21 protein-coding genes, 1 tRNA gene, 1 other RNA gene and 2 pseudogenes are annotated in these 24,119 nt (G+C 33.6%); 17 read left to right on the top strand and 8 right to left on the bottom strand.

What is annotated here, in order from left to right; all coding sequences use genetic code 11:
- Positions 1–14 precede the first annotated feature (14 nt).
- The 4 genes from ABWU56_RS07005 to ABWU56_RS06990 all read left to right on the top strand — a co-directional run bounded on the left by ABWU56_RS07005 (position 15) and on the right by ABWU56_RS06990 (position 5,626).
- Complete coding sequence (locus tag ABWU56_RS07005; RefSeq protein ID WP_353281425.1) at positions 15–983, top strand: hypothetical protein; 969 nt, start codon at positions 15–17, stop codon at positions 981–983.
- 9 nt (positions 984–992) lie between these two features.
- Positions 993–4,466: an ankyrin repeat domain-containing protein gene (locus ABWU56_RS07000; protein ID WP_353281423.1), complete on the top strand. Its 3,474-nt coding sequence runs from the start codon at positions 993–995 to the stop codon at positions 4,464–4,466.
- 424 nt (positions 4,467–4,890) lie between these two features.
- Positions 4,891–5,187 carry a transposase gene (locus ABWU56_RS06995; protein ID WP_264374473.1) on the top strand — a complete coding sequence of 99 codons (297 nt, stop codon included), beginning with the start codon at positions 4,891–4,893 and terminating at the stop codon, positions 5,185–5,187.
- A gap of 205 nt (positions 5,188–5,392) precedes the next feature.
- Positions 5,393–5,626: a hypothetical protein gene (locus ABWU56_RS06990; protein WP_353278766.1), complete on the top strand. Its 234-nt coding sequence runs from the start codon at positions 5,393–5,395 to the stop codon at positions 5,624–5,626.
- A gap of 826 nt (positions 5,627–6,452) precedes the next feature.
- Here the strand turns inward: ABWU56_RS06990 and tldD are convergent.
- A complete protein-coding gene (gene tldD, locus ABWU56_RS06985; RefSeq protein WP_353281421.1) occupies positions 6,453–7,871 on the bottom strand; it encodes a metalloprotease TldD in 1,419 nt (472 codons plus the stop codon).
- A 62-nt stretch (positions 7,872–7,933) separates the two neighbouring features.
- Between tldD and ABWU56_RS06980 the strand changes: the two genes are divergently transcribed.
- The 4 genes from ABWU56_RS06980 to ABWU56_RS06965 all read left to right on the top strand — a co-directional run bounded on the left by ABWU56_RS06980 (position 7,934) and on the right by ABWU56_RS06965 (position 10,625).
- Positions 7,934–8,018 (top strand) — tRNA-Leu (locus ABWU56_RS06980).
- A gap of 62 nt (positions 8,019–8,080) precedes the next feature.
- Complete coding sequence (locus ABWU56_RS06975) at positions 8,081–8,551, top strand: hypothetical protein (RefSeq protein WP_353281419.1); 471 nt, start codon at positions 8,081–8,083, stop codon at positions 8,549–8,551.
- Positions 8,552–9,705: 1,154 nt separating this feature from the next.
- Positions 9,706–9,849 carry a hypothetical protein gene (locus tag ABWU56_RS06970; RefSeq protein WP_264686763.1) on the top strand — a complete coding sequence of 48 codons (144 nt, stop codon included), beginning with the start codon at positions 9,706–9,708 and terminating at the stop codon, positions 9,847–9,849.
- Positions 9,850–10,097: 248 nt separating this feature from the next.
- Positions 10,098–10,625, top strand: a complete 528-nt coding sequence (locus ABWU56_RS06965) for a hypothetical protein (protein WP_264704567.1) — start codon at positions 10,098–10,100, stop codon at positions 10,623–10,625.
- Here ABWU56_RS06965 and ABWU56_RS06960 read toward each other — a convergent pair.
- Positions 10,613–11,911 carry a bifunctional folylpolyglutamate synthase/dihydrofolate synthase gene (locus tag ABWU56_RS06960; protein WP_353281417.1) on the bottom strand — a complete coding sequence of 433 codons (1,299 nt, stop codon included), beginning with the start codon at positions 11,909–11,911 and terminating at the stop codon, positions 10,613–10,615. The two genes, ABWU56_RS06965 and ABWU56_RS06960, sit on opposite strands and share 13 nt — an antisense overlap.
- Entirely contained in the window at positions 11,908–12,492 is a 585-nt protein-coding gene (locus ABWU56_RS06955) for a phospholipid-binding protein MlaC (protein ID WP_179945643.1), read from the bottom strand. Before ABWU56_RS06955 ends, ABWU56_RS06960 begins: the two co-directional genes overlap by 4 nt.
- Before the next feature lie 117 nt (positions 12,493–12,609).
- On the opposite strand from ABWU56_RS06955, the gene ssrS reads away from it, so the two are divergent.
- The 3 genes from ssrS to ABWU56_RS06940 all read left to right on the top strand — a co-directional run bounded on the left by ssrS (position 12,610) and on the right by ABWU56_RS06940 (position 13,996).
- A non-coding RNA gene (gene ssrS / locus ABWU56_RS06950) (6S RNA) lies at positions 12,610–12,771 on the top strand.
- Between the two features lie 17 nt (positions 12,772–12,788).
- Complete coding sequence (locus ABWU56_RS06945; RefSeq protein WP_353281415.1) at positions 12,789–13,250, top strand: type II toxin-antitoxin system RatA family toxin; 462 nt, start codon at positions 12,789–12,791, stop codon at positions 13,248–13,250.
- A 53-nt stretch (positions 13,251–13,303) separates the two neighbouring features.
- On the top strand, positions 13,304–13,996 hold the full coding sequence (locus ABWU56_RS06940; RefSeq protein ID WP_353281413.1) for a thioredoxin domain-containing protein: 693 nt from the start codon (positions 13,304–13,306) through the stop codon (positions 13,994–13,996).
- A gap of 28 nt (positions 13,997–14,024) precedes the next feature.
- On the opposite strand, the gene ABWU56_RS06935 is transcribed toward ABWU56_RS06940, so the two are convergent.
- Entirely contained in the window at positions 14,025–14,303 is a 279-nt protein-coding gene (locus ABWU56_RS06935; protein WP_010403908.1) for a DUF2671 domain-containing protein, read from the bottom strand.
- Between the two features lie 251 nt (positions 14,304–14,554).
- On the opposite strand from ABWU56_RS06935, the pseudogene ABWU56_RS06930 reads away from it, so the two are divergent.
- Together ABWU56_RS06930 and ABWU56_RS06925 are read left to right on the top strand one after the other, a co-directional pair.
- Positions 14,555–14,983 (top strand): annotated as a pseudogene (locus ABWU56_RS06930) (O-methyltransferase); the annotation flags it as partial.
- Positions 14,984–15,041: 58 nt separating this feature from the next.
- Positions 15,042–15,805, top strand: a protein-coding gene (locus tag ABWU56_RS06925) for an IS5 family transposase (protein WP_353281091.1) whose coding sequence is annotated in 2 segments (ribosomal slippage) — positions 15,042–15,396 and positions 15,396–15,805 — 765 coding nt in all. Because the reading frame shifts where the segments join, the coding sequence is not laid out codon by codon here.
- A 62-nt stretch (positions 15,806–15,867) separates the two neighbouring features.
- On the opposite strand, the gene ABWU56_RS06920 is transcribed toward ABWU56_RS06925, so the two are convergent.
- Complete coding sequence (locus tag ABWU56_RS06920) at positions 15,868–17,547, bottom strand: recombinase family protein (RefSeq protein WP_149168752.1); 1,680 nt, start codon at positions 17,545–17,547, stop codon at positions 15,868–15,870.
- 299 nt (positions 17,548–17,846) lie between these two features.
- Here ABWU56_RS06920 and ABWU56_RS06915 point away from each other — a divergent pair.
- A pseudogene (locus ABWU56_RS06915) lies at positions 17,847–18,068 on the top strand (hypothetical protein); the annotation flags it as partial.
- On the opposite strand, the gene ABWU56_RS06910 reads toward ABWU56_RS06915, so the two are convergent.
- Positions 17,989–19,401 (bottom strand): IS4-like element ISWosp2 family transposase, encoded by a 1,413-nt coding sequence (locus ABWU56_RS06910; protein WP_264686125.1) that lies wholly within the window; start codon positions 19,399–19,401, stop codon positions 17,989–17,991. The pseudogene ABWU56_RS06915 and the gene ABWU56_RS06910 sit on opposite strands and share 80 nt — an antisense overlap.
- Before the next feature lie 126 nt (positions 19,402–19,527).
- Positions 19,528–20,181: a glutathione S-transferase family protein gene (locus ABWU56_RS06905; RefSeq protein ID WP_010403901.1), complete on the bottom strand. Its 654-nt coding sequence runs from the start codon at positions 20,179–20,181 to the stop codon at positions 19,528–19,530.
- Positions 20,182–20,492: 311 nt separating this feature from the next.
- Here ABWU56_RS06905 and ABWU56_RS06900 point away from each other — a divergent pair, with 311 nt between their 5' ends.
- The 3 genes from ABWU56_RS06900 to ABWU56_RS06890 all read left to right on the top strand — a co-directional run bounded on the left by ABWU56_RS06900 (position 20,493) and on the right by ABWU56_RS06890 (position 22,786).
- A complete protein-coding gene (locus ABWU56_RS06900; protein ID WP_264374473.1) occupies positions 20,493–20,789 on the top strand; it encodes a transposase in 297 nt (98 codons plus the stop codon).
- Positions 20,790–20,994: 205 nt separating this feature from the next.
- Complete coding sequence (locus tag ABWU56_RS06895; protein ID WP_353278766.1) at positions 20,995–21,228, top strand: hypothetical protein; 234 nt, start codon at positions 20,995–20,997, stop codon at positions 21,226–21,228.
- A 313-nt stretch (positions 21,229–21,541) separates the two neighbouring features.
- On the top strand, positions 21,542–22,786 hold the full coding sequence (locus ABWU56_RS06890; protein ID WP_353281411.1) for a hypothetical protein: 1,245 nt from the start codon (positions 21,542–21,544) through the stop codon (positions 22,784–22,786).
- A gap of 44 nt (positions 22,787–22,830) precedes the next feature.
- Here ABWU56_RS06890 and ABWU56_RS06885 read toward each other — a convergent pair whose 3' ends face one another.
- Positions 22,831–24,072, bottom strand: a complete 1,242-nt coding sequence (locus tag ABWU56_RS06885; protein WP_064086000.1) for a citrate synthase — start codon at positions 24,070–24,072, stop codon at positions 22,831–22,833.
- Positions 24,073–24,119: the final 47 nt, after the last annotated feature.

The following is a 24,119-nucleotide window of genomic DNA, read 5'->3' as shown; positions in this document are numbered from 1 at the left end:
TGAGGAAATTCTGTATGTTTAGCGATAAAATAGTCCTAGACTTTGAAATAGAAAAAGGTGACCGAATAGATCGGTGTTACTTCTCTACACGCATCAAACTTACAGATAAGAGCAAGAGTTTTCTACGTGAAAAGCTCGGTAAACCTAACAATTTAGATGATTACTTTAATCTTAATCCTGAGAATTTTTATATTTATTACAACAAATATAGTGGTCACTATGGTATAAATGAGCTATATGTCAGAGATGATAATGGTAGATATTTAGCTACTAAACTTCCACTTGATCAGAGCGGATTTTCGATAGAGTTATCATTCGACGAGGTGAATTATGGTTTTTATCCTCTGTATGCAATCTATAATCCCACTCAATATGACAAAAAGCAGGAAAAGAGCTTTGAAGATAATGGTGAATTGCAGCCGTTTGTGTCAAGTGTATTGGATTACTTTCTAAATGGCTTAACCATTCAAGATATGTTTTTGCAAATACAAAATGAGCTTGTTGAAAAAGAAACAAAATTAGAAGAAGACAGAAGAAAGGCAGAGGAAGAATTAAATCAAAAGAATGAAAAGTTAAGAGAACTCATAGAAAATGATGAGATTAAAGTACTTAAAGTAATAAAAGGCCATAGTATTGGGAATGGACGTTCAGCAGCAATTTTACAGCTTAATGGTGATCTTGATGCAAGTAAATACTACATAGCAGAGTATGAAAGCAATGAATACTTACATTGCACGAGCTCTGGTTATGACATACTGCTTGACCAGAGCGATTTATTTTTTGTTCTGAATAGCAGCTCTTATCTTGAACTTGAAAGCGGTTTTTACTCAATACCTGCTGGCAGCTATGCTAAATATCTCAATACTAAGAATCTGCTTTTCAGCGATGATCAACTATCTCAGCAGTTGTGCAAAAACAAGGTAAAGGCTGAATCTACAGTTAACGCATTTTTCTCAAGACTTATTTATAGTGAAAATTTTTAAGAGGTGGATATGAAATTTAAAACAAATTCTGAATATGATAAATCACAAACTTTGATTAAAAAATTATTTCCAAATAAAGAAAGTATAGTAATAAACGATCAGCTTACAATAGAAGTAAAATATGGGGGATTAGCTAGTTATACCCCTGAGTATATAAAACAAACTGTAAAAGATGCTTACGGAGCCTGGTCTGATAATTTCTATTCACAAAAAAGCGTTCATTCTGGTCCAGTAAAATTGCAGCTTTATGTGCTGAAAAATTATGATGATTACAAAGCTCACATCAAGGAACTTTCAGGTGGTAAGGACCATAGAGAATTATGGGGTGGTGGAACAGTAAGAGCACACGAAGCTGACGGCACGATAGCAAAGACTTTTATTGTTGGAGATGTAAATGGCTTACTTTGTGCAAAATCTAAAATTTTAATGGAAAAAATGAGTGATGCATTTCTTGAGTACTCTACCGGTAATATGGATACAGTACCTGAAGTTTTACGTACCGGTATGAAGCTTTTCATGTGGAGCTATGATGCAGCTAAAAAAGAAAGCACTCGCGATATGCATTATACAAAAGAAGCATACAATAAAATGCATGAATCTGGGCATGATACACCATATAAAATAGCAAGTATGTCTAACGACTATAGAATATCAGATTGCTTAGTGACATTCCTACAAGAAAAACATCCTCAATTCATAAAGCAATTGCTTACTGAGATGTCCTTCGATAGAGTAGAAGCGATATCAAAATTCAAGCATCTTTTGAATAACTCAGAAGTTGAAAAAGAATTTAAGCAGTGGATGGATGTAAAAAGTGGCGATAAAATTGTGGCAGATCTTGTGCCAGATAGTGAAGTTATGACTTTTGGCGAACACAAGCTTCAAATAAATATAAAATATGATGATGAGGAATTAACTCAGAGCAAATTGAGTAGTGTAAAAAATGCCATCGAGAGTACTATAAAAGATTTTGATTCAGCATTTGGCATTAATAATTCTCAGCCTTGGCACAACATACCAAATAAAGTTAATGTTTTCGTATTTAATACAAAGAGTGACTACGAAAATTATCTTAAGGAGTTGAACGTTAACTATAAAGGCGCTTCTGGCTTAACAGTTCAAGGGCGTGGCTCAGAAATTCATGTTTATTTTTATCTACAAGACCAATTTGATGACTCGTGTAAAACTTTGAAACACGAATTGGGACACGCCTTAACTATCATTAATTCCTATTATGGTACAGGTGATGTCTTATCTAAGGCTATGCATGAAGGGGTTGCTAACTATATGGCAAGTTTAGAAGATGGTCGTCATGTCAATGACCACGGAGATAAAGAGGCCTTGATTGCAATAAAGAATAAAGGTCTCAAACCAGATGAAATATTGCGCAATAATATTTGGAGTAATAAAGGGGAACATTATCATTCGGATGCTGAACAAGTGATCAAATTTCTTGAAGATAAACACCCAGATATGATTGATAATTTGCTCAAGAGCCTTTCTAAATCTGGTGCAAATAGGTCTCAAGGTAATAAATTATTTGAGGATTTTTTGGCTGAGCTGAAAGGTTATGATCAAGAATTTAAACAATGGGTTAAGGCTGAGCTGAGTGGTGAACAACATATGGAATATAATGTTGTTGAATCTAACAGTGTTGAAAGTTCAACAAGCCAACAAAGTGCAGGCAAGGGTCTATATGGTTATAGCCCAGTACATAATGTAAGTGGTGATAAAACCAAGATAGAATCTAAATCAAGTGTCAGTAGAGAAGATTCTATGCAACCTGCTAAAAAAGCGAGTGAAGACGAACAAGGAAAAGCTGTTACAACAAAAGTTATGAAGTATAATAAACAGCCTTTCTTAAAGGTGAATATTGATGACAATAATGTAGAAAATACTATAGGAAAAGTAAACGAGATAAATAAGGTAACAGGTGCGACTAGTTTACATTTTGCTGCTTCATTGGGAGATTTAAGCAAAGTAGCAACGCTACTAAAACACAATTCATATATTGATACAAGAGACCATAATGGACAAACGCCACTACATTATGCCATTCAGTCAGGAAATACGGAAGTAGCAAAATATCTTATTGATCATGGAGCAAATCTTAATGTTCATGACAATTATTATCAGAAAACTAATACTAAATATGTGTATTATAAGACACCTTTACACTATGCTATTGAGTCTGGAAATATAGAGATAGCTAAATACTTAATAGATCGTGGTGCAAATCCTAATATTCAAGATGCTTATTCCCAAACACCATTATACAGTGCTATTTATTCAGGTAATACAGAAATAGTGAAGTATCTATTAGATCATAACGCAGATCCTAATAGTAAAAGTTATTATACTTTTCCGTTACTTGCTGCTATTAAGCTAGGGAATTCGGAAATAGTTAAGAGTTTAATTGAGTATGGCGCAGATCTTGGTATAAAGAACACGTCAGCTCAAACACTGCTACACTATGCAATTGAGCTAAAACATACGGAAATTGCTAAATACTTAATAGATCGTGGTATAGATGTTGATACCCGTGATATTAGCTCTGGTAAATCTCCACTACATTTTGCCATGCACATGAAAAATATGGAAGTAGTTAAATATCTCATAGAGCACAATGCGGATATTGATATTCAGGATAGCTACGGCTTAACACCTTTGCATCTTGCTGTTGATCTTGGGAATAAGAAGATGATAGAGCAGTTAGTTGAAAAAGGTGCGAATATTAATGCTCAGGATAATGATGGTTGGACACCTTTAGTTCATGCAGTGAGGCATGGAAAGTTAGATACAATAGAATATCTAATAAAAAACAAAGCTGACGTTGACGTTGTAGGCAAAGATGGCAGGACACTTGTTGAACATGCTGAGTTATGGGCAGAAGAGAAAGAACTAGCAAGAGATGTAATAGATAGCAAAGGCGATAATGATTCTTATTATCGTGAGCTTTCAAAAGAAGCTGCAACTTGGGAAAAAGCTGGAAAGGATATGCTTAGCTATCTCAAAAAAATTACTATGCAAGAAGAAGAATCTAACGATATAGACCAAATGCCAGCAGATCAACCTGCGAGTGAAGAAAGAAGTAAAAGATCGATAAGAGGAGACGAAGAGAAGCAAGAGGAAACAATTGTTATAGATAATGTGAAAGAAGAATCACAACATCCTTTAAAAATCAAAGTGGGTGAGGCTGTTGAAATAGGGAAATATAAGGTAGAACTGCAAGTTACGTATGATGATGTAAGAAATTTTTATGACACTATACGTGGTAAATATCATGATGGTAGTGGATACAATTATGAGCAAGTAATGGTTTTGTACAATGAAATTGTTAGGCCAGCATCACAGCATCATGATGAACCATTTACTCTTGCTGAGTCCTATATTGCAGATGGGCATCTATTTATTAAAAATCAAGATTTTGGAATTTTGAATGATTTTAATGAGATGTTCTATAAAAGTGATGAGTTTATGTAACATAAAAGGTGGATGAGAATTAATTGATATAAGGAATTAGATCTTCTATTTTTATTCCAGCGTTTCCTTATCCTGTCATCCCAGTGCTTCGACACTGGGATGGCTTTGTTGCATAGCACCTTAAGCAGTGATGGTTTACGACAAATTTATGTAATGATTTCAAATTTAGCCATACCAATACCTAATTTAGAATCAAAATTCCTGGATTCCAGTATCAAGTACTGGAATGACATCATCTACTATGCAACTTACTTTCAAAAATAAACGTTCCAGTGGTTTCATTTGCTTTCATCCCAGTGTTTCCTTCTCCTGTCATCCTATGGCTTGACCATAGGATGGCTTTGTTGCATCGCTCAAGTGAAAAGAACTGGCAGTTACTGACAAAATTCATTATAAATAGCCATTTAACTGTTGAAGAAAAAATATGCCACAAAAAATGAGAGTCAGTAACTGCCATGAATATAACAAATTTCTCCAAGAAAGAGGAAGCATTTTTTGTTATATCAATGACGCCATAGAAAATTGGTACGAGAATTGTCCAAAAATGCAGGGCGGCAACTATATTTATAGTGATAAAGTTGTGATTTTAGTGCATATAATCGTCAGTTTCTTTAGAATTGGTTTAAGACAAACAGTCGGGTTTATAAAAGGGTATTTGCAACAAATAGGAAGAGATTTGCAGCTATTCACAAGCATCAAAAAAAACTTAATATTAAGATAAATGATTGCAGAAAATAATATAGAAGATATCGAAATTGCTATAGACAGTACAGGAATTAGTATATACAACGACACACAGCAAGGAAAATAGCACTGACAGAGTGGCTATGAGCAAACGAGAAAATTGCACGTAATGTTAAATATAAACAACAAAAAAGCCATAGCTGTAAAATACAGTAACGGTGTCTACTCTGACCACTTGCGATTTGCTTGAAGAAGTTAATTTTCAGCACAAAATAAAAGCATTATATGCAGATAGGGCATACGATAGGCAAAAACTTTATAAATTGTGTAAGAAATACGATATAAAAACAAAAGTTCTACCAAAAAAGGATGCAGCAGAACATTCAAAAATAGATTATATGTCTGACAGGAATGCTGCTATTAGGTTAATAAAATTATACGGTGAAGATGGCATGAAAGAATGGAAAAAAAAGTAAATTATGGGAAAAGATCTTATATTGAAGGGTTTTTCTCAAGATTAAAGCAAATATTCGGATTTAGTTTTAGGAATAAATCTGAGATAAATCGAGAAAAAGAACTAGATGCTATTTGCTTAATAAATTCACTGATATTGGTGTGGCTAAATTTGAGATAGTTACATGAATTTACCATAAATCACCATCTCATAAAGTGTGATGCAACAAAGCCAATCGGGAGTCGCAATAGTAAAAGTGAAAGAAATCTTCAAAGTAGAACTATCCCCCAAAGCTGCACATGGACATAGAATATCCTTTATCAGGGATGGACGTAAACATTGAAGATCTTCCCCTAGAGCTGGATATAGATATAAAGTCATTTATACCATTACCTATATTCGAGAAAAATATCACATGCCAAGAACCTTGTCAAAATTATATAATCTATCTCTAGAGCAGGTTATTAAGAATATCAATACGCATAAAAGAGCTAGGTATTCCTAACACCACTAAACTCACAAATTCATTTGCTTGAGTTTAAAGGCACTCAACTACGTAATCTGTCTGAACTTTTTTTTATAATAATTTTGTTATATCATAAAACCAGCTATAATAGAGCACTATATCAGCTTATTTAAATGGCACTTTACTTTTTCTTTAGGAATTTTCTAGAAATTTAACTTATTGAATTCCAAGATATTATTTTTTGTAACATTATTATATACGTTATGGTAAGGAAAATAGAGAAATTTGTTAAGTAGTTTTTGCATGTTCACGAGCTATTTGAATAACGGCTACAATGTTTGTACTATTGTGCATCATGAGCTGAAATTCATTTATCCCTTATCTATATCTCAGTTCCACCAACAGTTATTGCATCGACCTTGAGTGTTGGCTGACCAACTCCAACAGGTACATTTTGTCCGTCTTTTGAGCACGTACCAACACCAGGATCTAACTTTATATCCTCACCAATCATTGATACTTTTTTCAACACCGTTGGACCGTCACCAATGAGTGTTGCTCCTTTAACTGGCTGTGTAATTTTACCATTTTCTATTAGGTAAGCTTCCGAAGATGAGAAAACAAATTTTCCTGATGTTATATCAACCTGTCCACCACCAAAATTTACTGCATATAGACCTTTCTTTACACTAGATATTATTTCTTCTGTTGTATGTTTTCCTGGTAGCATATAGGTGTTTGTCATGCGTGGCATGGTAACTTCTTTGTAACTTTCTCTTCTACCATTACCAGTTGGGCTTACACCCATGAGTTTAGCGTTCATATGATCCTGCATGTATCCTTTGAGAATTCCATCTTCTATAAGCACATTATAGCCAGGTAAAGTACCCTCATCGTCTATGCTAATAGAACCGCGCAAATTAGGCAGAGTTCCATCATCAACTACAGTAATGCCACTGGCTGCCACTTGTTTACCAATGGAATCTGAAAATGCTGAGATTCCTTTGCGATTAAAATCGCCCTCAAGTCCATGACCTACAGCTTCATGTAATAGTACTCCTGGCCAACCTGGACCTAGAACAACCGTCATTTCTCCAGCCGGAGCTGGAATTGCCTCAAGATTTACCAGCGCTTGCTCTAACGCTTGATTTGCAACTTCTTTCCACTTCTTCTCAGAAACAAAATTACTATAAGAGTCTCTTCCACCGTGCCCTGAAGAGCCTTTCTCAGCTCGGCCATTTTTCTCTAGGATGACTAATACATTAAAACGTACCAAAGGCCTAATATCGCTTAACCTGTGATCACCCTTTATTATTTGTACAACTTGCCATTCTCCACTTAGAGTTATTTTTACTTGCTTCACGTAGTTATTCTTGGACCTTACATACTCATTAACCTCATTGAGTAGTTTAATCTTTGAGTTCAGATCCATTTCATTTATGGGGTTAATCTTTGAATACAGCTCTCTTGTTCCCTCATTTAAGTTTATTGAATTTGTTTTGTTTAAAGATACTGAGTTTTTCACTATAGAAGCAGCGTTACTAATTTCCTTTTCGCTAATTTCAGAAGAGCAAACAAAAGACGTACTATCCTCACAAAAGGACCTTAACCCAAATCCCCTTCTGATATTCAAATCCATGTGTTTCAATATGTTATCATCAAAAACCAGGGACTCTGATTGGCAAAACTCTAAAAATAGCTCACCACCATCACTATTGCTCAAAGCGTTGTTGACTATTTTATATACATTATTAATATTAACATTGTTCTGAGCAAAAAATATTTGATCTAGATTTGGCATTACCTTTGAGCTAAAAATTGTTTAAGTATATTATTTAATTTTAACATAGTAAATCACAAAAAGCCCGGGTGGCGGAATTGGTAGACGCGCTAGCTTCAGGTGCTAGTAACTTTTTAAGTTGTGGAAGTTCAAGTCTTCTCTCGGGCACTCTATATTGATTTTTGAGTTAATTAATGCTATAATATAACATATTTACTATACTTAAGTTTATGAGTTGCGACAAAGAGAGGCTTGTTTACAGAAAGAAAATAAGAACTTATTCAAAACGCTTAGTTACTGCATTATCTATTGCTTCTTTGAGTGGGTACATAGCAGCATTAGCTTTGAATATTTCTGCCTTAAGCTTGTATTTTACTATTGCCAGCACTATACTAAGTGCACTTTCTCTTGTCTTAAATGTATGGTCATTAACTGATCATTTCAGGCAGCGTGACCTTAATAAGCAACTCGTTCCTCGGCAAGAGAAATTAATGAAGATCTGTCTTGATATTGCATCTAGCGTTTCATTTTTAATAGGAGGAATAATATATATATTGCCTCTCGAATCTCCTATTATTCCTTTCATTTCTACTGCTTTTTTTATTCTAGGTTGTACCTTTATGGCAACCAATTTCATTCGAACTATGATTAGTCAGCCGCAAATAGATGAAACCAAAACCTCAAAGCTAGTGATCATTTGAACATTCAATCTGCAATAGCTGCCTAATTATTACATGTTAATAAATTAGCTTATTTAACTTGACAAATTACGCCATCTCCCTTACTATAATAGCAAAAGTATTTATCCTTGTTTTTAATCTCCGCGGATTTAATAACAAAATTCAGTAAAAAACTCAGATATTTATTGGCAAATTACATAAAAATTATAGCGGCTGCATGTCTTTTAAATTTTTTCTACATTCAGCCAAATCGCGCTTATTTTAAGCGTTAGCACATTATCAATTTACATTATTAAAACTCGCTATACGGGGGGTTTTTTGTCTTTTTTTTATTTAGTAAATTTCTTAATATTTGTAGCTAAAGTAATTTTAGAGAGCCAGCGCGTGACGCTGGTTCCTGGATCCCAGTGGGCTTTGTTGCATCGCTATCTACGGCGGATTAAAGATAAAAAAGATGAAGAATATCAGTAGCTTATTATTCTAGCATTTATAGTAAGGACGGTCAGTGAATATCTAAATTTGAGTAAAAGAAATTTTACTACCATTCACTAATCTAGCTAAAATTCAAGAATTTCAATGCTTTAGCTATTTTAAGTAGAATTAAATTTACTAATACAAACAATAAATTACTATTCTTAAATTTGATCAGATTGACTGCAAAAAAATAAGATTTTCAATAAGTTGCTTGTATAGTTAGCCTTTCATAGGTAGCGATGCAACAAAGCCATCCCAGTGTCGGAGCACTGGGATGACAACAAAGGGCTACTTGAATGATACCCATATTCCAGCATTTGATGCTGAAATCCAGAAATTTTTACTATAAACAAGCATATTGAGCACAAAATTATGCTAAAACACAACGTTTTTTGAGATTACGGAAAGCCAGTGTAAGCTACTTGGATGACATCAAAGAGAGGGTACTGGGATTACACAAAAAGGGCTACTTAAATGACAGGATAGATAGAACTGGCATGAATTGGATTTGAGTAACTCAAATGACCAATGAAAACTGTAACCCTAAACATTGAAGCACTATTATGCACTAAATGATAACTTTCATACACTTGTCATGGTAGTCGTGAAAGAAATAATTCATACAATAAGCATGAATGAAATGATTTGGAAATTTATATATTATAAAGTATTAATAGTTAGTTAATTTATGAGGTGGAGACATGGGCTATAAGCTAAGAAAAAGAGAATATGATTATAATGAAAGTTTATTTAAAGAGATAGGCATTCAAGTGCAAGAAGTAGAAGGTCGTAACTTCTTAGAAATATCTAATATAATAGCAAAAATTATAGAAGGTTATCAATAAAGTGTCACCCAGATAAACCAGGAGGTAGCGATGAAAAAATACAGGCCCTTAACAGAAATAAAGCAGCACTTTTGCAATATATTAAACCACTAAGTGGAAAGAATCAGGGATTAATCATTCCTGAGGAATGGAAAAGGTATTTACAATCAATTTAGCAAGGTCAGAATGATAAGCATACAAAGTATTATGTTGTTTTTAGTTTAGTAAGCTTCCTACTGTTCATCTCGTCATTAGTGTCGTATATTTACTTGGGGTGTAAGCTATATAAGGCTGCTAATTTTACTGATACACCTGGCATTTTGTTTAGTGCGAGCCTAATAACATTTGTTACAACTTTTTTCTTATCTATTTATTTGATATCACCTTTAATGAAAGAAATTGTAGATTTGCAAAATTCTCAACGGGAACAAGGTGAAAATTTAGATCAAGAAGAGAGATGGGAAGAAATATTAAAAAGTAAAAGATTTAAATATTTCATTTTTACTTCCCAATGTTCGAGTTATCTCCCTCCTATTTTATTAATAGCAGGTTTGGTGTTACAGTATCAATCTAGTTGCGTAGACAGTAAAATACTCATTGGATTTGCTACAGTACTAGGTTGTAGTTTATTACTACACTTAGCAAGTGAAATCTACGAGAGAAAAGTTGTAAATCTTGTAAAAACTGAAGGAATAGGTGATGAACAAAATGTACCTATAGGAGCATCAACCGAAAAGCCAAGCAGCATTGTAAATCCTGATGGTGCTTTTAACGTCTCGGCTCATCAAGTAGGTTGATTATTCTCCATACTCAAATCTCTGGCTAAAAATAACGAGCCACAAATTAGTATGGTTTTGACGTTTTGAATAGAGGCTTTTAGTATGTGATTTGATATTGCATCACCGATTGATTCACATTCAATAGCATTTACTCCTATATTATTAGCTCCTTCTCTGATTAAATCTGTACTTGTTGCTTTAGGTTCAGATTTAACACAAACGGCGCATAGTAGTTTGATGTATGGCTTTAAGTGCTCTAAGAACTCTGCGACGTTTCTGTTACGAGTGACACCAAAGATCATATAAACACCTTCAGCAAAATTGTCTTTTACCCACCTAGCTAACACTCTGGCACCATCATTGTTGTGTGCACCATCTAGAAATAATTGCCAATCTTTTGGTAATAAAGAAATTAAATTACCTTCTTTTATAGACTCTAGCCGCGCAGGCCAATAAGTGCTCTGTAAACCTGAAGCAATGTCCTCTTCTCCAATATCAAATCCATATTTTCCACTCAAAATGCTACATGCTGCAATGGCGTTTCCTGCATTGATTATTTGGTGTTCACCCTTTAAAGATGGCAAAGAAAATTCTATTGATTGAATAGCCGATTGAAAGACCATTCTGTTATTCTGTTTTTCGCAATTCCATTCAAGTCCTCCTCTATACAGAGGAGATTTCTTATTTATTGCATGATGCTCTAGCGTGTTCATTATAGATTTTTCTTGTGGTGCTATTACGCAAGGAACATTAGGTTTCATTATTCCAGCCTTTTCACCTGCTATGGTTTCTACGGTAGGACCAAGATATTCTGTATGGTCAAGGGCAATTGAAGTGATGATCGTTAGAATTGGATTATCTATAACATTTGTTGCATCAAGCCTTCCACCCAGACCCACTTCAACTAAAGTAATATCAGCTTTATGACGAGAAAAAGCTAAGAAGGCTGCAGTCGTTGCGGCTTCAAATAGAGTGATGGGTTGTTCTGCGACTGCTATACGGCATTCTTCTAGTGAGTTATGTAATTCACTATCATCGATATCATTGCCTGCAATAACTATTCTTTCATTAAAATTCACTAAATGTGGAGAAGTGTAGGTATGAACTTTATACCCTGCTGCTTGCATCATATATCTTAGAAATGATAGTGTCGATCCTTTGCCATTAGTGCCAGCTATGTGAATTATTGGCGGTATTTTTTTCTCAGGATTGCCTAATCTATTGAGAGAGCTTTTTATGCGATCAAGAGAAAAATCCTTTGGTCTACTGCCAAGCGGCTTAGGCCAATGAGGCATGTATATCATAGATTATTGTTACATTTTAATTCATCTATTACACTTGCCATGCCGTGCGTGTCGATTTTTTCACTAAATTGAGAACGTTGATTAATAGCAATACTTATCCCACTCATTACAACATCGTTTATTAAGAAAGAATTGTCATTTTTAGTCACTTTAAAGTCAATGTTTGTAAATTCCTCATCACCATAAGAAAATCTTGTTCCTATCAGACAAGTTTCATCGTCAACTGCTTTTGTACTCATTATGATCATTTCACTATTATTTATGTATTTATACAAAATTTTAGCGCACAAGCGCGCGAGATATACTTCATATTCTTTTAGAAACTCTTCTTTTTCTTTCTGAGTAGATAAATTCCAATATTTCCCTATGACAAATCGAGATATTCCTTTGAGGTCAACATTATTCTGAATAATTTTCAGAAGTTCTTCTTGTACATGTTCTAGATTTTTTCTATTCCCTTTCATAGACGTGTTGTCTACTTGCTGCTTCATGGCAAGCACAAAAGTTTTGTGCCCTATACAATTCGCGTAAGCACTTGAGGAGATTACAATAAAGATGGTTAAGAACTTAATAAGATTCATAAGATATATTTATTAGCTATGATACTTAAAATGCAAAATTTAACAAAGGCAAAATAATGATCGCTAGTTTTAATATATCTATAGACATACTCTATATAAATAATCTATAATTAATTTAGGGGTCTGTGCTATGCGTTATGAGTTAAGTTAAATTTCCCGAGCGATAATTTCTGATCAAGGGAATTGCCTCTGTTAATTTCATTGAAATTAGTACGTGATGCCCACCTTAACTTTAGGTCTCAGGAATCTACTAAGACTGACGGTAGATATGGATCCCTTTTCCATTATTTAGGTTTATGTTACACCAATATAAAGAACAAGGTGTTTTTTTCTGTTCATCTCATGAGATATTTCAAGTTGTAATTGACGTTGAGAAGTATCCTGATTTTGTTCCTTGGTGCAAAGCTGTTTATATAAAAGAAAAAACTGATAGCCAAATGATTGTGGACCTCCTTGCAGCTTTTCATGGCATTAAAGGAAGTTACACATCAGAAGTGACCTTTCTTTCTCCAAATGGAGCAAATAAAAGTTGGATAAAAGCTGTGTCGTCAAATGGAATATTTAAACATTTATACAACGAATGGAAATTCACTCCTATAGATGAAAGTAAAACTATGGTAGAGTTCTATATAAAGTTTGAATTTAAATCCAATTTGTTTTCCACCTTATTAAACTCAGTGTATAAATATACACAAAGTAAAATAATTGCTGCATTTAAAGACAGAGTAGAAAGCCTTGCTAAACAAAAGTTATCTTGACATCATTTATATAAATGCATAAATTCTTTAATAAGTTAAGTGTTTCCATTGTAATGATTTTTAGATTATTGTTCTTACTTATTTTTATAAGTGTTAGTTCTTATGCAGCTATTGAACAAAACTTACCCAACACTCAAAAAACTGATGAAATAACATCAAAAGAACTACTGTCACTACTGCCTGATGATAAATTATTAGGTGATCCAAAAGCACCAATTTTAATGATAGAATATGCTTCGCTCACTTGTTATCACTGTTCTCTTTTTCATAAGAAAGTTTTTCCTAAAATCAAAGAGAAGTATATAGATACAGGTAAGATGTTATACATATTCCGTCATTTTCCTCTAGATTACAGAGGATTAAAAGCTGCAATGCTAAGTTATTGCTATGAAAAAGAAGAAGACTATTTTAATTTTAACAAAGCTGTGTTTAATGCAATAGACTCGTGGAACTACTCTAATTTTAGTGATTTAACTATACTACAAAAAATTGCTGCACTAAGCAATTTGAAGCAAGATGTATTTAACCAATGCATTAATGATAAAAAGATGATGGACAAAATTATAAATGATAAATCACTTGCAATTAATAAACTTGGTATAACAGCTACTCCAGTATTTATCGTCAAGCCTAACAATAATAAATCATATGTAGAGAATAATAAAATTAAACATGAAGGATATAGAGAGCTGGAATATTTCACTAATGTAATAGATGAGTTATATGGAAAAGCTATAGTGAAGTAATAACACTTTAGCTTACCATATAAAAACCCTATGCTGAATCAGTATTTTTTGATACTGTTTGTTGCTTTTTACGCTCAAACTCTCTTTTTTTACTGTGCCAAGCATAATAATACATAGCAATTTTATTCTCTATTAATACTATCGTTCCATCATAAAATTGGACCATATCCATAACTTTTTTCTGAGCTTCGTTAAAGCGTTCTTTGTACTTCTCGCGATAAGCTGGATTGTGCAGTAATTTCACTCCTTCATTATTATTAGATTTCTTGCTTAACGTTTCAACTTCGTTAGCAATGTTATAAGACATATAACCCCCTCTAATTGATTATAAAAATTACATTTTAAGAGAGATGTAAATAAACGATCCCTTAATTCTAGTATAACAATTGGTTATTATACTAGTTAACCATAGTAAAATATATAATAATCTTTGTCACTTAAAATTTTACTTTATAAAATAACAACTTAAAATAAAAAAATTTTATTATTCTTAACTCTATTGTTATATTTATAAATCTTATATAGATTAAACCTCCTTAGTTTATATTATAAAACTTAATGCGTCATAACTTTAGCAGAAAATCGTTGTACATAAGAAGCTTATTTGCAAAAGAGTATAAAAAAATAGAAGAACATTGTACTCTTGATAAGAAACAACGTATTCAAATCACTCCTGAAGAAGGAAAATTATTAAATTTATTTATCAAAATCCATAAAGTTAAAAGCATAGTTGAAATTGGCACGTTATATGGTTATTCGTCAATTTGTATGGTAAAAGCTTTACCGAAAGATGGTCATATATATACAATAGAAAATAATCCTCAACACTCAAGAATAGCAAAAAAAAATTTTAGTGCTTTTAATCTAAGTGATAAAATTACTCTAATAGAAGGTGATGCACTGGAAAAAATTAATGAATTATCAGCAAAGGCACCATTTGACATGATATTCATCGATGCTGACAAAAGTAGTTATCCTAAGAACCTGTCTTGAAAGGTAATGAAGAAAAGAGTATGATGAGGTAAGCAAAAAATAGGAGGGTAAGTTGTATCCAAGTGATATAAGTGACAAGGAATGGGAAATTTTAGAGCCCTATGTTGCACAAGGAGCGATAGGACGACCAAGAAAACATAACATAAGAACAATTATTAATGCAATAAGGTACATAATGAGGGGTGGTTGCCAGTGGAGAATGCTACCAAAAGATTTTCCTCCATGGAAAACGGTGTATGACTATTTTCTCAGGTGGCGTAATAATGGAAAATTGAAAAAAATACATGACATGCTAGTAAAAGAGGTAAGAAAAATGGTTGGCAAAAATGAAACACCTTCAGTAGGTATAATTGACAGTCAATCAGTGAAAACGACTCAAAAAGGGGATCAAGAGGATATGATGCCGGTAAAAAAATAAAGGGTAGAAAACGTCATATTATTGTAGATACACTAGGTCTTGTAATTACTGCAGAAGTACACAGCGCAAGCATTCAGGACCGTGATGGTGCTACCAATCTTTTTGTTCAAGCTAAATGCAAAGCTCCAACATTACGTAGGTTTTTTGCTGATCAAGGGTATAAAGGTAAATTACAAAATCGATGTTTGTTGGAAACTGGATGTTTGCTAACGATTACCAAGAAATTGGTTGATACAGGATTTCAAGTTATTCCTAAACGTTGGATTGTAGAACGAACCTTTGCCTGGCTTTCCAATTTTAGACGCATGAGCAAGGATTACGAACATTCTCCTCTTACTTCAAAAAACAATATCTTATTTAATATGATTACTTCTATGCTTACTAAATTAGCCAATTAACTCCTTTCAAGACAGGTTCTAAGTATTTAGATTGGGCAGAGTCATACATTAAACAAGATGGGCTAATCGTTGCAGATAATACACCTACGACAATGTTGCAAATTTTTATTTTCCTTTCCATTATGTCCAGAAGAGTTCGGTAGCTCTTTTACGCGAAATACCACATTTACGTCCTCAAGGTTAATTTCAATTCTCTTGACCAATGTTCTGATAATATCACGTTTAGTTAACCAGTCTGCGTTATCAAGGTTTAACGTAATATTGGAAGAAAAGTCTTCTAAATTGGCCACAACCAGAGTTACCTCCTGTTCTAATTCCTTTTGATAAAATATCTTTTTCTTCTCTTCTTTAATTGTTTTTAAGCTTTGTTTCATTGCTTTAATTCGTGGTTCAAATTCCTCTTGATTGATATATTCTTGAGCATAACTATCGATAAGTCTAGCAATACCACGTTTTAATTTATTTTCTTGTTTCTCTAGCAGGTCACTTTTTTGATCCAATGATGATTTTTTTAGTTCTGAAAGCCTACGCTTGTATTCTTCTAAAATCCTGTTTGGATTTTTCAATAACTGCTTAACCTCTTCCCACACAGCTGTTTCTAATGCATCTGAGCGAATGGGTTTATTGTCACAAATCTTATTACCACCAAAACGGTAAGAATCTTTACCACTACAACGGTAATATGCATAATGACCACCTTCTTCTTCTCGTCTACTTCTCATGCAAGTTCCGTAACATCCGTAATTACAACGCTTACATATGACTAAACCTTGTAGTAAGTACTTTGCTCCTCTTTTTCTTGTCCTTGCTACTTTTCTATTTTCAGCTAATTGTTCTTGAACAATATCAAATATATCTTCATCTACTATATTTGGCACTTTAATATAAATCCAATTTGCTTTTTCAACAGGATAGACAGAGTGGTTACTTTTTGGCTGCTCACAAGAGCCTTTCTGTGGTCTTACTTGCTTTAATCTTACTCCTAACCTTCTTCTACCAAAAGCTGCTTGTCCTTTGTAAGCAGGGTTTTTCAACATACTCCAAATTGTACCTTTATTCCAGCGTTCTTTTCCTTTTTGTGTCTTAATGGACATAGTATTTAGCCGACGACATACTTCCCCAATACTTGTTCTTTCTCTGCCTATCCACAAAAATACTTTACGAACGACATCAGCTTCTTTTTCGTTAATCTCAAATAAAGCTTGTCCTCCTCCCATATGCTTATCTATATAACGATAACCATAAGGAGCTCCTCCCATTACATTTACATAGCCTTTGTTAGCTGCATAGATTTTACCACGACGACTTCGTTCCATAATTTTCGCACGTTCATATTCTGCTATCATACCTTGCATTTGTAACAGTAATTGAGATTCTGGGTTACCGTTAATCTCATAATTTAAAAAAACCACTTTTGCTCCTGCTTTTTCAAATTCTTCAATCAGCACCATTTGATATGCATATTTTCTAGATAAACGATCAGGAGAATGAATGTAAATCTTATCAATTTTACCTTCTGTTACTTTATCACGTAATTTTTCTAAATCAGGGCGGACTAAATGAGATCCACTGTAGCCGTTATCAATAAATTTATACTCACTTAACAATCTGTATCCGTCCAGATTAATTTGCTTCTCTAAAGCTGCAATTTGACTTTCTATCGTATTTCCTTCTACTTGTTTCCCCGAAGAAACTCTCGCATATAAACATACTGTTACCATTTGACCCTCCTTGAATCCCATTTTTATGTTTTAAGTTTTTTTGACTTATTTCCTTTGACACTACCTTTTCATAAGCATCTGATAAGCATTGTTCTGCTAACCGATTAGGTTCATAGCTACAGCTAATTTGGATAGCTAATCTCTTGTTTCTCATGACTTTTCCTTGAAATAATATGTTCATATCATTCCTTAAAGCCGATGGTTAATTGATTATTAGCGCTATAAGTAAATCGGACTCTTGGTTCTGGACACAGAAGTTTTCGAGAAATGGTTTTCTCTAGTTTTATTTTTATGTTTTTTGCAACATTGTCGGTAGTGTAAACACTCTATTATTTGATACAGTATTTTTAGAATCTCCTCCAAAAGAAGTATCAGAAAAGTCATGGCGTGCTATGAGAGAGTTTAACGATAGATTGTCAGATGAAAAAAAATATTTCTCCATATTGATTCCTACTCTTACTATTACCCACAAATATAAAGTTCGTGAGCAAGTCGCCATCCTTCTGCTAGATCAAAGAGACGTCTCCATCCTTTCCAAATAGTAATGGGTCCTGGTTCTAGATCATTTTTTCTAGCCAAATGTCCTCCAAGTTGAGCAACCCATGAAACAGCTTCTTTTATAGTAGGAGTTGCATTTGAACATGGTTTTCTATGTATTTTTACATATAGAACTTTCCATTCTTCTTCGGCTAATAAGGTAGTACACGGTAATGTTGGATCAGTTCTTGCAATTGTTGTAATAAAGAAAATTCTCCAAGCAATAATACTCATTACTGTTAAATATCGCATCAACCTTTCTGCTGTTCCAAGCCTACATTCTTCAACTTTGAGACCAGATTTTAAAATTTTATGTAATATTTCTATTTTCCATCTAAGACAATACCACCTAACTTTTTCAACAGCTTCATCAAAGGTATTGACTGGAAGATTTGTTAAAAGCATCCACTCTAGCGGACTTGTTTCAGAAGGAAAGTCTTTTTCAACAACGTAAACTGCATAGTGTGGTAATTTAAGTAATTCTTCTTTCTTATGCCTAATACTATTCTTAGATGGATGCATAATAAACTTTCCGAATCTAACTTCCAAATGTGCTGTTCTTTTTGGCTTATTATCTTTTGCAGGAACTTCAACTTTTACCGTACCTGCACAATGAGAGGATTTAATAAATTCCCATAACTTCTGCTCACCTTTTTCAGGATATCGAGATTTTCTATTTACTGCCCTATCTTTGGAAGCTCTAACTAACACTGCCGAATTAAGATTATGTGCAAGCTCAAAAAACTCATATATATCTGCTTCTCTATCGCATATAGTTATAGTCTCAGTTTGAGTTGAATCAATAATGTTGTTTGTGTTGCTTAAAGTTTCTAACCATTTTATACTCTCTTTATCTTCAATGCGGATACTGTCATTGTTCTTTTTTTTTATGTTTTCAGATTCTTCAGGTCTTGAATAAATTTTTTGATCTAGTATCCCTAGTACCAAACCTTCTATACTAACAGCTAGAGCTGTATGCATTATAATACCTTGACTATGTTTTCTTGTAATAACTCCCAATCCACTTGTTTTTTCATGGTCTGTGTATGAAATATAACTTGTATCTTGGATCACAAAAATTTTTTTATGGGCTTTTGTTCTTTCAACTGTTTTAGCAACGTGTGAAGCTAGAATATCGCCTTCTTTCACGTTCTCATTTTGAAAAAAACGATATGCTGCTTTTGCTTCTGACCAACTTCCACACGCCTGATTGATTGAGCTTTCAGGTAAACTTGTAAAACTATCAGCAATATTTACTAATCGGTCAGTTAACCTTTTATCTCCAAGTACAGCATCTCCAAATTCATTTTCAGCCCATTCATTATTCCTGTTTGCCATTTTTTACCCTCAATGTTTGCAAACTTTAATGTTGTAATACTTTATTTTTATGTCCATTTATATTTGTGGGTAATAGTAAGATTCCTACTGACGAAGGAATGACTGTAGCTTTAAAACTCACGCAAGTTAAAAATCAAGGTCAGCGTAATGTCTAGGGGGAGTTAAGCCAAAAACTCTCTCTAATAATATTTCGCGAAAACAAGGCCTTGATTTAACAATGGAGTACCATTCTTTTAAAATCTTACTTTTTTCCCATGGGAAACTATTTACGTAGTCTATTATAGAAATATGTGATGCTAAAGTAATATCGGCTAAAGTGAACTTATCGGTTGCAAGCCAAACGTTCTTGTTAATTAAGTGTTCGATGTATTCCATATGGCAAGGCAGGTTATTCTGAGCTGCATGAAGAAATCTAGAGTCAGGGCTGCGGTTAGTAATTACTTTTTCATTCATAATATACTTAGTAACTTCATTGTAAAATTTGCTATCGAACCAATTGATTAAAGCGCGTATTTTAGACTTAATAATAGTGGATGAACCAAGTAATTTGACGTCGCTATTGTAAGTCTCTTCTATGTATTCACAAATGGCATTACTATCCGCTATTACAAAGTTATTATCTATTAATACTGGTACTTGTCCGATTGGATTGATCTCCATGAATTCATTCCGCTTTTCCCATGGATTTTCATATACCAAATCACAACTCAGCTTTTTTTCCTTGAGAAGAGCTCTAACTTTTCGTGAAAACGGACAAAGAGGAAAATGATATAAAATCATAATATTCCTCTTTTGTTATTCCAATACCTATATGTTGTCATTCCAGTACGTGACATTGGAATCCAGCTTATTTCATTATGTTTAACATATACTCCTAGAATCCATTGTCCATTGTATAATTTCCAAATATTTTTATACTTGAATCCCAGTACAACTGTACGAACATTGTAGTCTGAGAGCAATCCCCACCGGAAGGGTGTCATTTCAGTGATTGACACTGGGATGGCTTTGTTGCATCGCTCAAGTGAAAAGAACTGGCAGTTACTGACAAAATTCATTATAAATAGCCATTTAACTGTTGAAGAAAAAATATGCCACAAAAAATGAGAGTCAGTAACTGCCATGAATATAACAAATTTCTCCAAGAAAGAGGAAGCATTTTTTGTTATATCAATGACGCCATAGAAAATTGGTACGAGAATTGTCCAAAAATGCAGGGCGGCAACTATATTTATAGTGATAAAGTTGTGATTTTAGTGCATATAATCGTCAGTTTCTTTAGAATTGGTTTAAGACAAACAGTCGGGTTTATAAAAGGGTATTTGCAACAAATAGGAAGAGATTTGCAGCTATTCACAAGCATCAAAAAAAACTTAATATTAAGATAAATGATTGCAGAAAATAATATAGAAGATATCGAAATTGCTATAGACAGTACAGGAATTAGTATATACAACGACACACAGCAAGGAAAATAGCACTGACAGAGTGGCTATGAGCAAACGAGAAAATTGCACGTAATGTTAAATATAAACAACAAAAAAGCCATAGCTGTAAAATACAGTAACGGTGTCTACTCTGACCACTTGCGATTTGCTTGAAGAAGTTAATTTTCAGCACAAAATAAAAGCATTATATGCAGATAGGGCATACGATAGGCAAAAACTTTATAAATTGTGTAAGAAATACGATATAAAAACAAAAGTTCTACCAAAAAAGGATGCAGCAGAACATTCAAAAATAGATTATATGTCTGACAGGAATGCTGCTATTAGGTTAATAAAATTATACGGTGAAGATGGCATGAAAGAATGGAAAAAAAAGTAAATTATGGGAAAAGATCTTATATTGAAGGGTTTTTCTCAAGATTAAAGCAAATATTCGGATTTAGTTTTAGGAATAAATCTGAGATAAATCGAGAAAAAGAACTAGATGCTATTTGCTTAATAAATTCACTGATATTGGTGTGGCTAAATTTGAGATAGTTACATGAATTTACCATAAATCACCATCTCATAAAGTGTGATGCAACAAAGCCATCCCAGACTGGGATGACAGGAAAAAAAGGCATTCTGATGACACTATTAGTGATGATTGTTTTTATACAGAGTTTTTTCCTTTTAACTCTTACCAAAAGAAATTGCCTGAAGGTAATAAATTTTTGGTGCCAATGAGGAAAGAGGTGGTTTCTAATCTAAAGTTTTTACTAGCCAATGAAATCGCGCGATTTGCAACAGATCTTATTAAAGAGCAAAAAAAAGAAGACAAAAAATCGGAACTAGGTTTTGAGGAGCTACCAAATGATATAGAGAAGGAGATAGAAAAGTATGTAGATTATAATATAATTGATGAAGTCTTTGATAAGGGATCTTATCTATATGGTGCGGAGTGTGTTGATAGAAATTTGCAACGTTCTTTTGTAGATTTGCTCTCATCGAGGATAACAGGTTATGAAAATGGTCCTAAAAAAACTAAGGATTTTTTAGAAGAGAAAGGAAATTATGTATATCTAAAGAAAAGCATTTTTGATAATCCTAAGCTTGTTAAAGACATAGTAAAGCATATAGTATCTCTGACATGCCGTTGTTTTGATACTCCAAATACCGAGGATGATAATCCAAATACCGAGGATGAAATGAATAAAACTCTGAAGTTCGCAATTGTTGATTTAATTTGTAAGGCACTACCGCACCTACCAATTGATTCTATGTGGCATACTTGCCATAAAGAAAGTGAAGATGAGTATTCAATTTTGGCTCCTGTTATTGATTATGATAATTACATAGAGTTTTTAAATGAAAAAGAAGTTGATCATATTAATAATAAGGTGTTTGGTGGTACAAAAGTATTGCGTGATGTAAAAGATGATATTGCAGAAAGAGGTCTGCCAACATATGGTGACGGACGAATATATGCAATAGACTTTTTTAACCGAGACATTGCTTACTGCGTGATGGATAAGATCATAGAGAGCTCTGTAATCAATGAGGATTATAAACTGTCCATTGATCCTGCGCGTGTGCCAGCTATGAAACCACAAACTCTTGCCCCTTCTGAAGAAAAAGTAGGGACGGATGGACCAAGTGCAGATACAAGTGCAGATAGTGGTTTTGGTGATTCACCTAAGAATTCAGTTATAGGTAAATCACATGCTAAAAACTCAAGCAAATTCCTTAGGCCCGACTACTATGGTGAAGGTAAAGGTGGGGATGATGCTTCGGCTAAAGATAGTGGCTTTGGCCCTTCTTCAGCACGATCTTCAGCACGATCTTCTTTTAATAAGCCCAAAACAACATTTAACCAACCTTCTATATCACAGCCTGACCAATGTTCTGCAAAAAAGCAGACATCAACTAGTAAAAAATCAATTTGCTGTATTTTATAGCTAAAGAAAATTAGACTATTTGAGGACGAATTGTGAATGAAAGTTTATTTGCCAAGGTATAGCTGCCTTGGCCTACAAATCTTGGTTTCTTTATCGTTTACCATTTCATACCACTGGGCAACCCAACCAGTGGTTCTTGCAAGTGCAAAAATGGGTGTAAACATACTTGAAGGGATACCGATAGCATTCATTATTATACCTGAGTAAAAATCAACATTTGGATACAACTTACGTGTAATAAAATACTCATCCTTTAAAGCTATTTCTTCAAGTTTTTTTGCAATTTCAAGTAATTTATTGTTTTGCTCTAGTTTGCTTAAAATCTCATGACAAGCATCCTTTAATATAAGCGCGCGCGGATCATAGTTTTTATAAACACGATGTCCAAATCCCATTAGCTTAAATGGATCTTTATCATCTTTAGCTTTCTCAATGAATCTATCTACATCTCCACTTTGCTCTATCTCTTTTAGCATATTTATAACTGCCTCATTAGCTCCACCGTGTGCTGGACCCCAAAGTGTAGCAACTCCTGCAGACAGGCTTGCAAATAGATTAGAACCAGCTGACCCTACCAATCTGACAGCTGCTGTAGAAGCATTCTGTTCATGATCAGCATGAAGAGTAAATATTTTATCCAGAGCTTTTACAAAAAGGGTATTATTAACAGCACTGCCAAATATCATATTTAAGAAATTCTCACTATAACTTAATTTATTATTAGCATTTATGAATTCCTGATTGTTGATATGTCTATAAATCATTGCAACAATTGCAGGAACTTTTGCTATTGCAGAAATTCCAAAATCTAAATCTTCACCATTGACATTGTTGCCATGCATTTCATGGTAAGACGCTGACAAATTTGCAAAACATGCAACTAAAATCGACATAGGGTGAGCAGTTTTTGGAAATGCTTTGATTACATTTGTAACTTGCTCTGATACTTTGGATGATTCTTGTATTTTGAGAAGAAATTTTTTGTGTTGCTCTGAACTGGGTAATTCACCATAGAGCAATAAATAAATCACAGCAGTAAAATTATTATTCTCTGCCAAATCAGCTATATTATGTCCCCTATATTTAAGAACTCCTTCATCTCCATCAATGAATGTAATTGTAGAAGAGCATGAAGCTGTAGAAACAAACCCTGGATCGTAAGTGAATAATCCTGTCTTCTTATATAAATCCTTGATATTTAACACGCCAGGACCTACTGTTCCATTTAATACGGGTAGATCAATTTTTGACCCATTACTTAGTTCCAATAATGCTTTTTTATCCATCACTTAAGCTACTTAATTTTATACAGAATATACAAACTGAAGAGTAT

Source organism: Wolbachia endosymbiont (group B) of Horisme vitalbata (assembly GCF_964028625.1).
In the GTDB taxonomy this organism is placed as follows: domain Bacteria; phylum Pseudomonadota; class Alphaproteobacteria; order Rickettsiales; family Anaplasmataceae; genus Wolbachia.
This window is presented reverse-complemented; position numbering and strand designations above follow the sequence as displayed.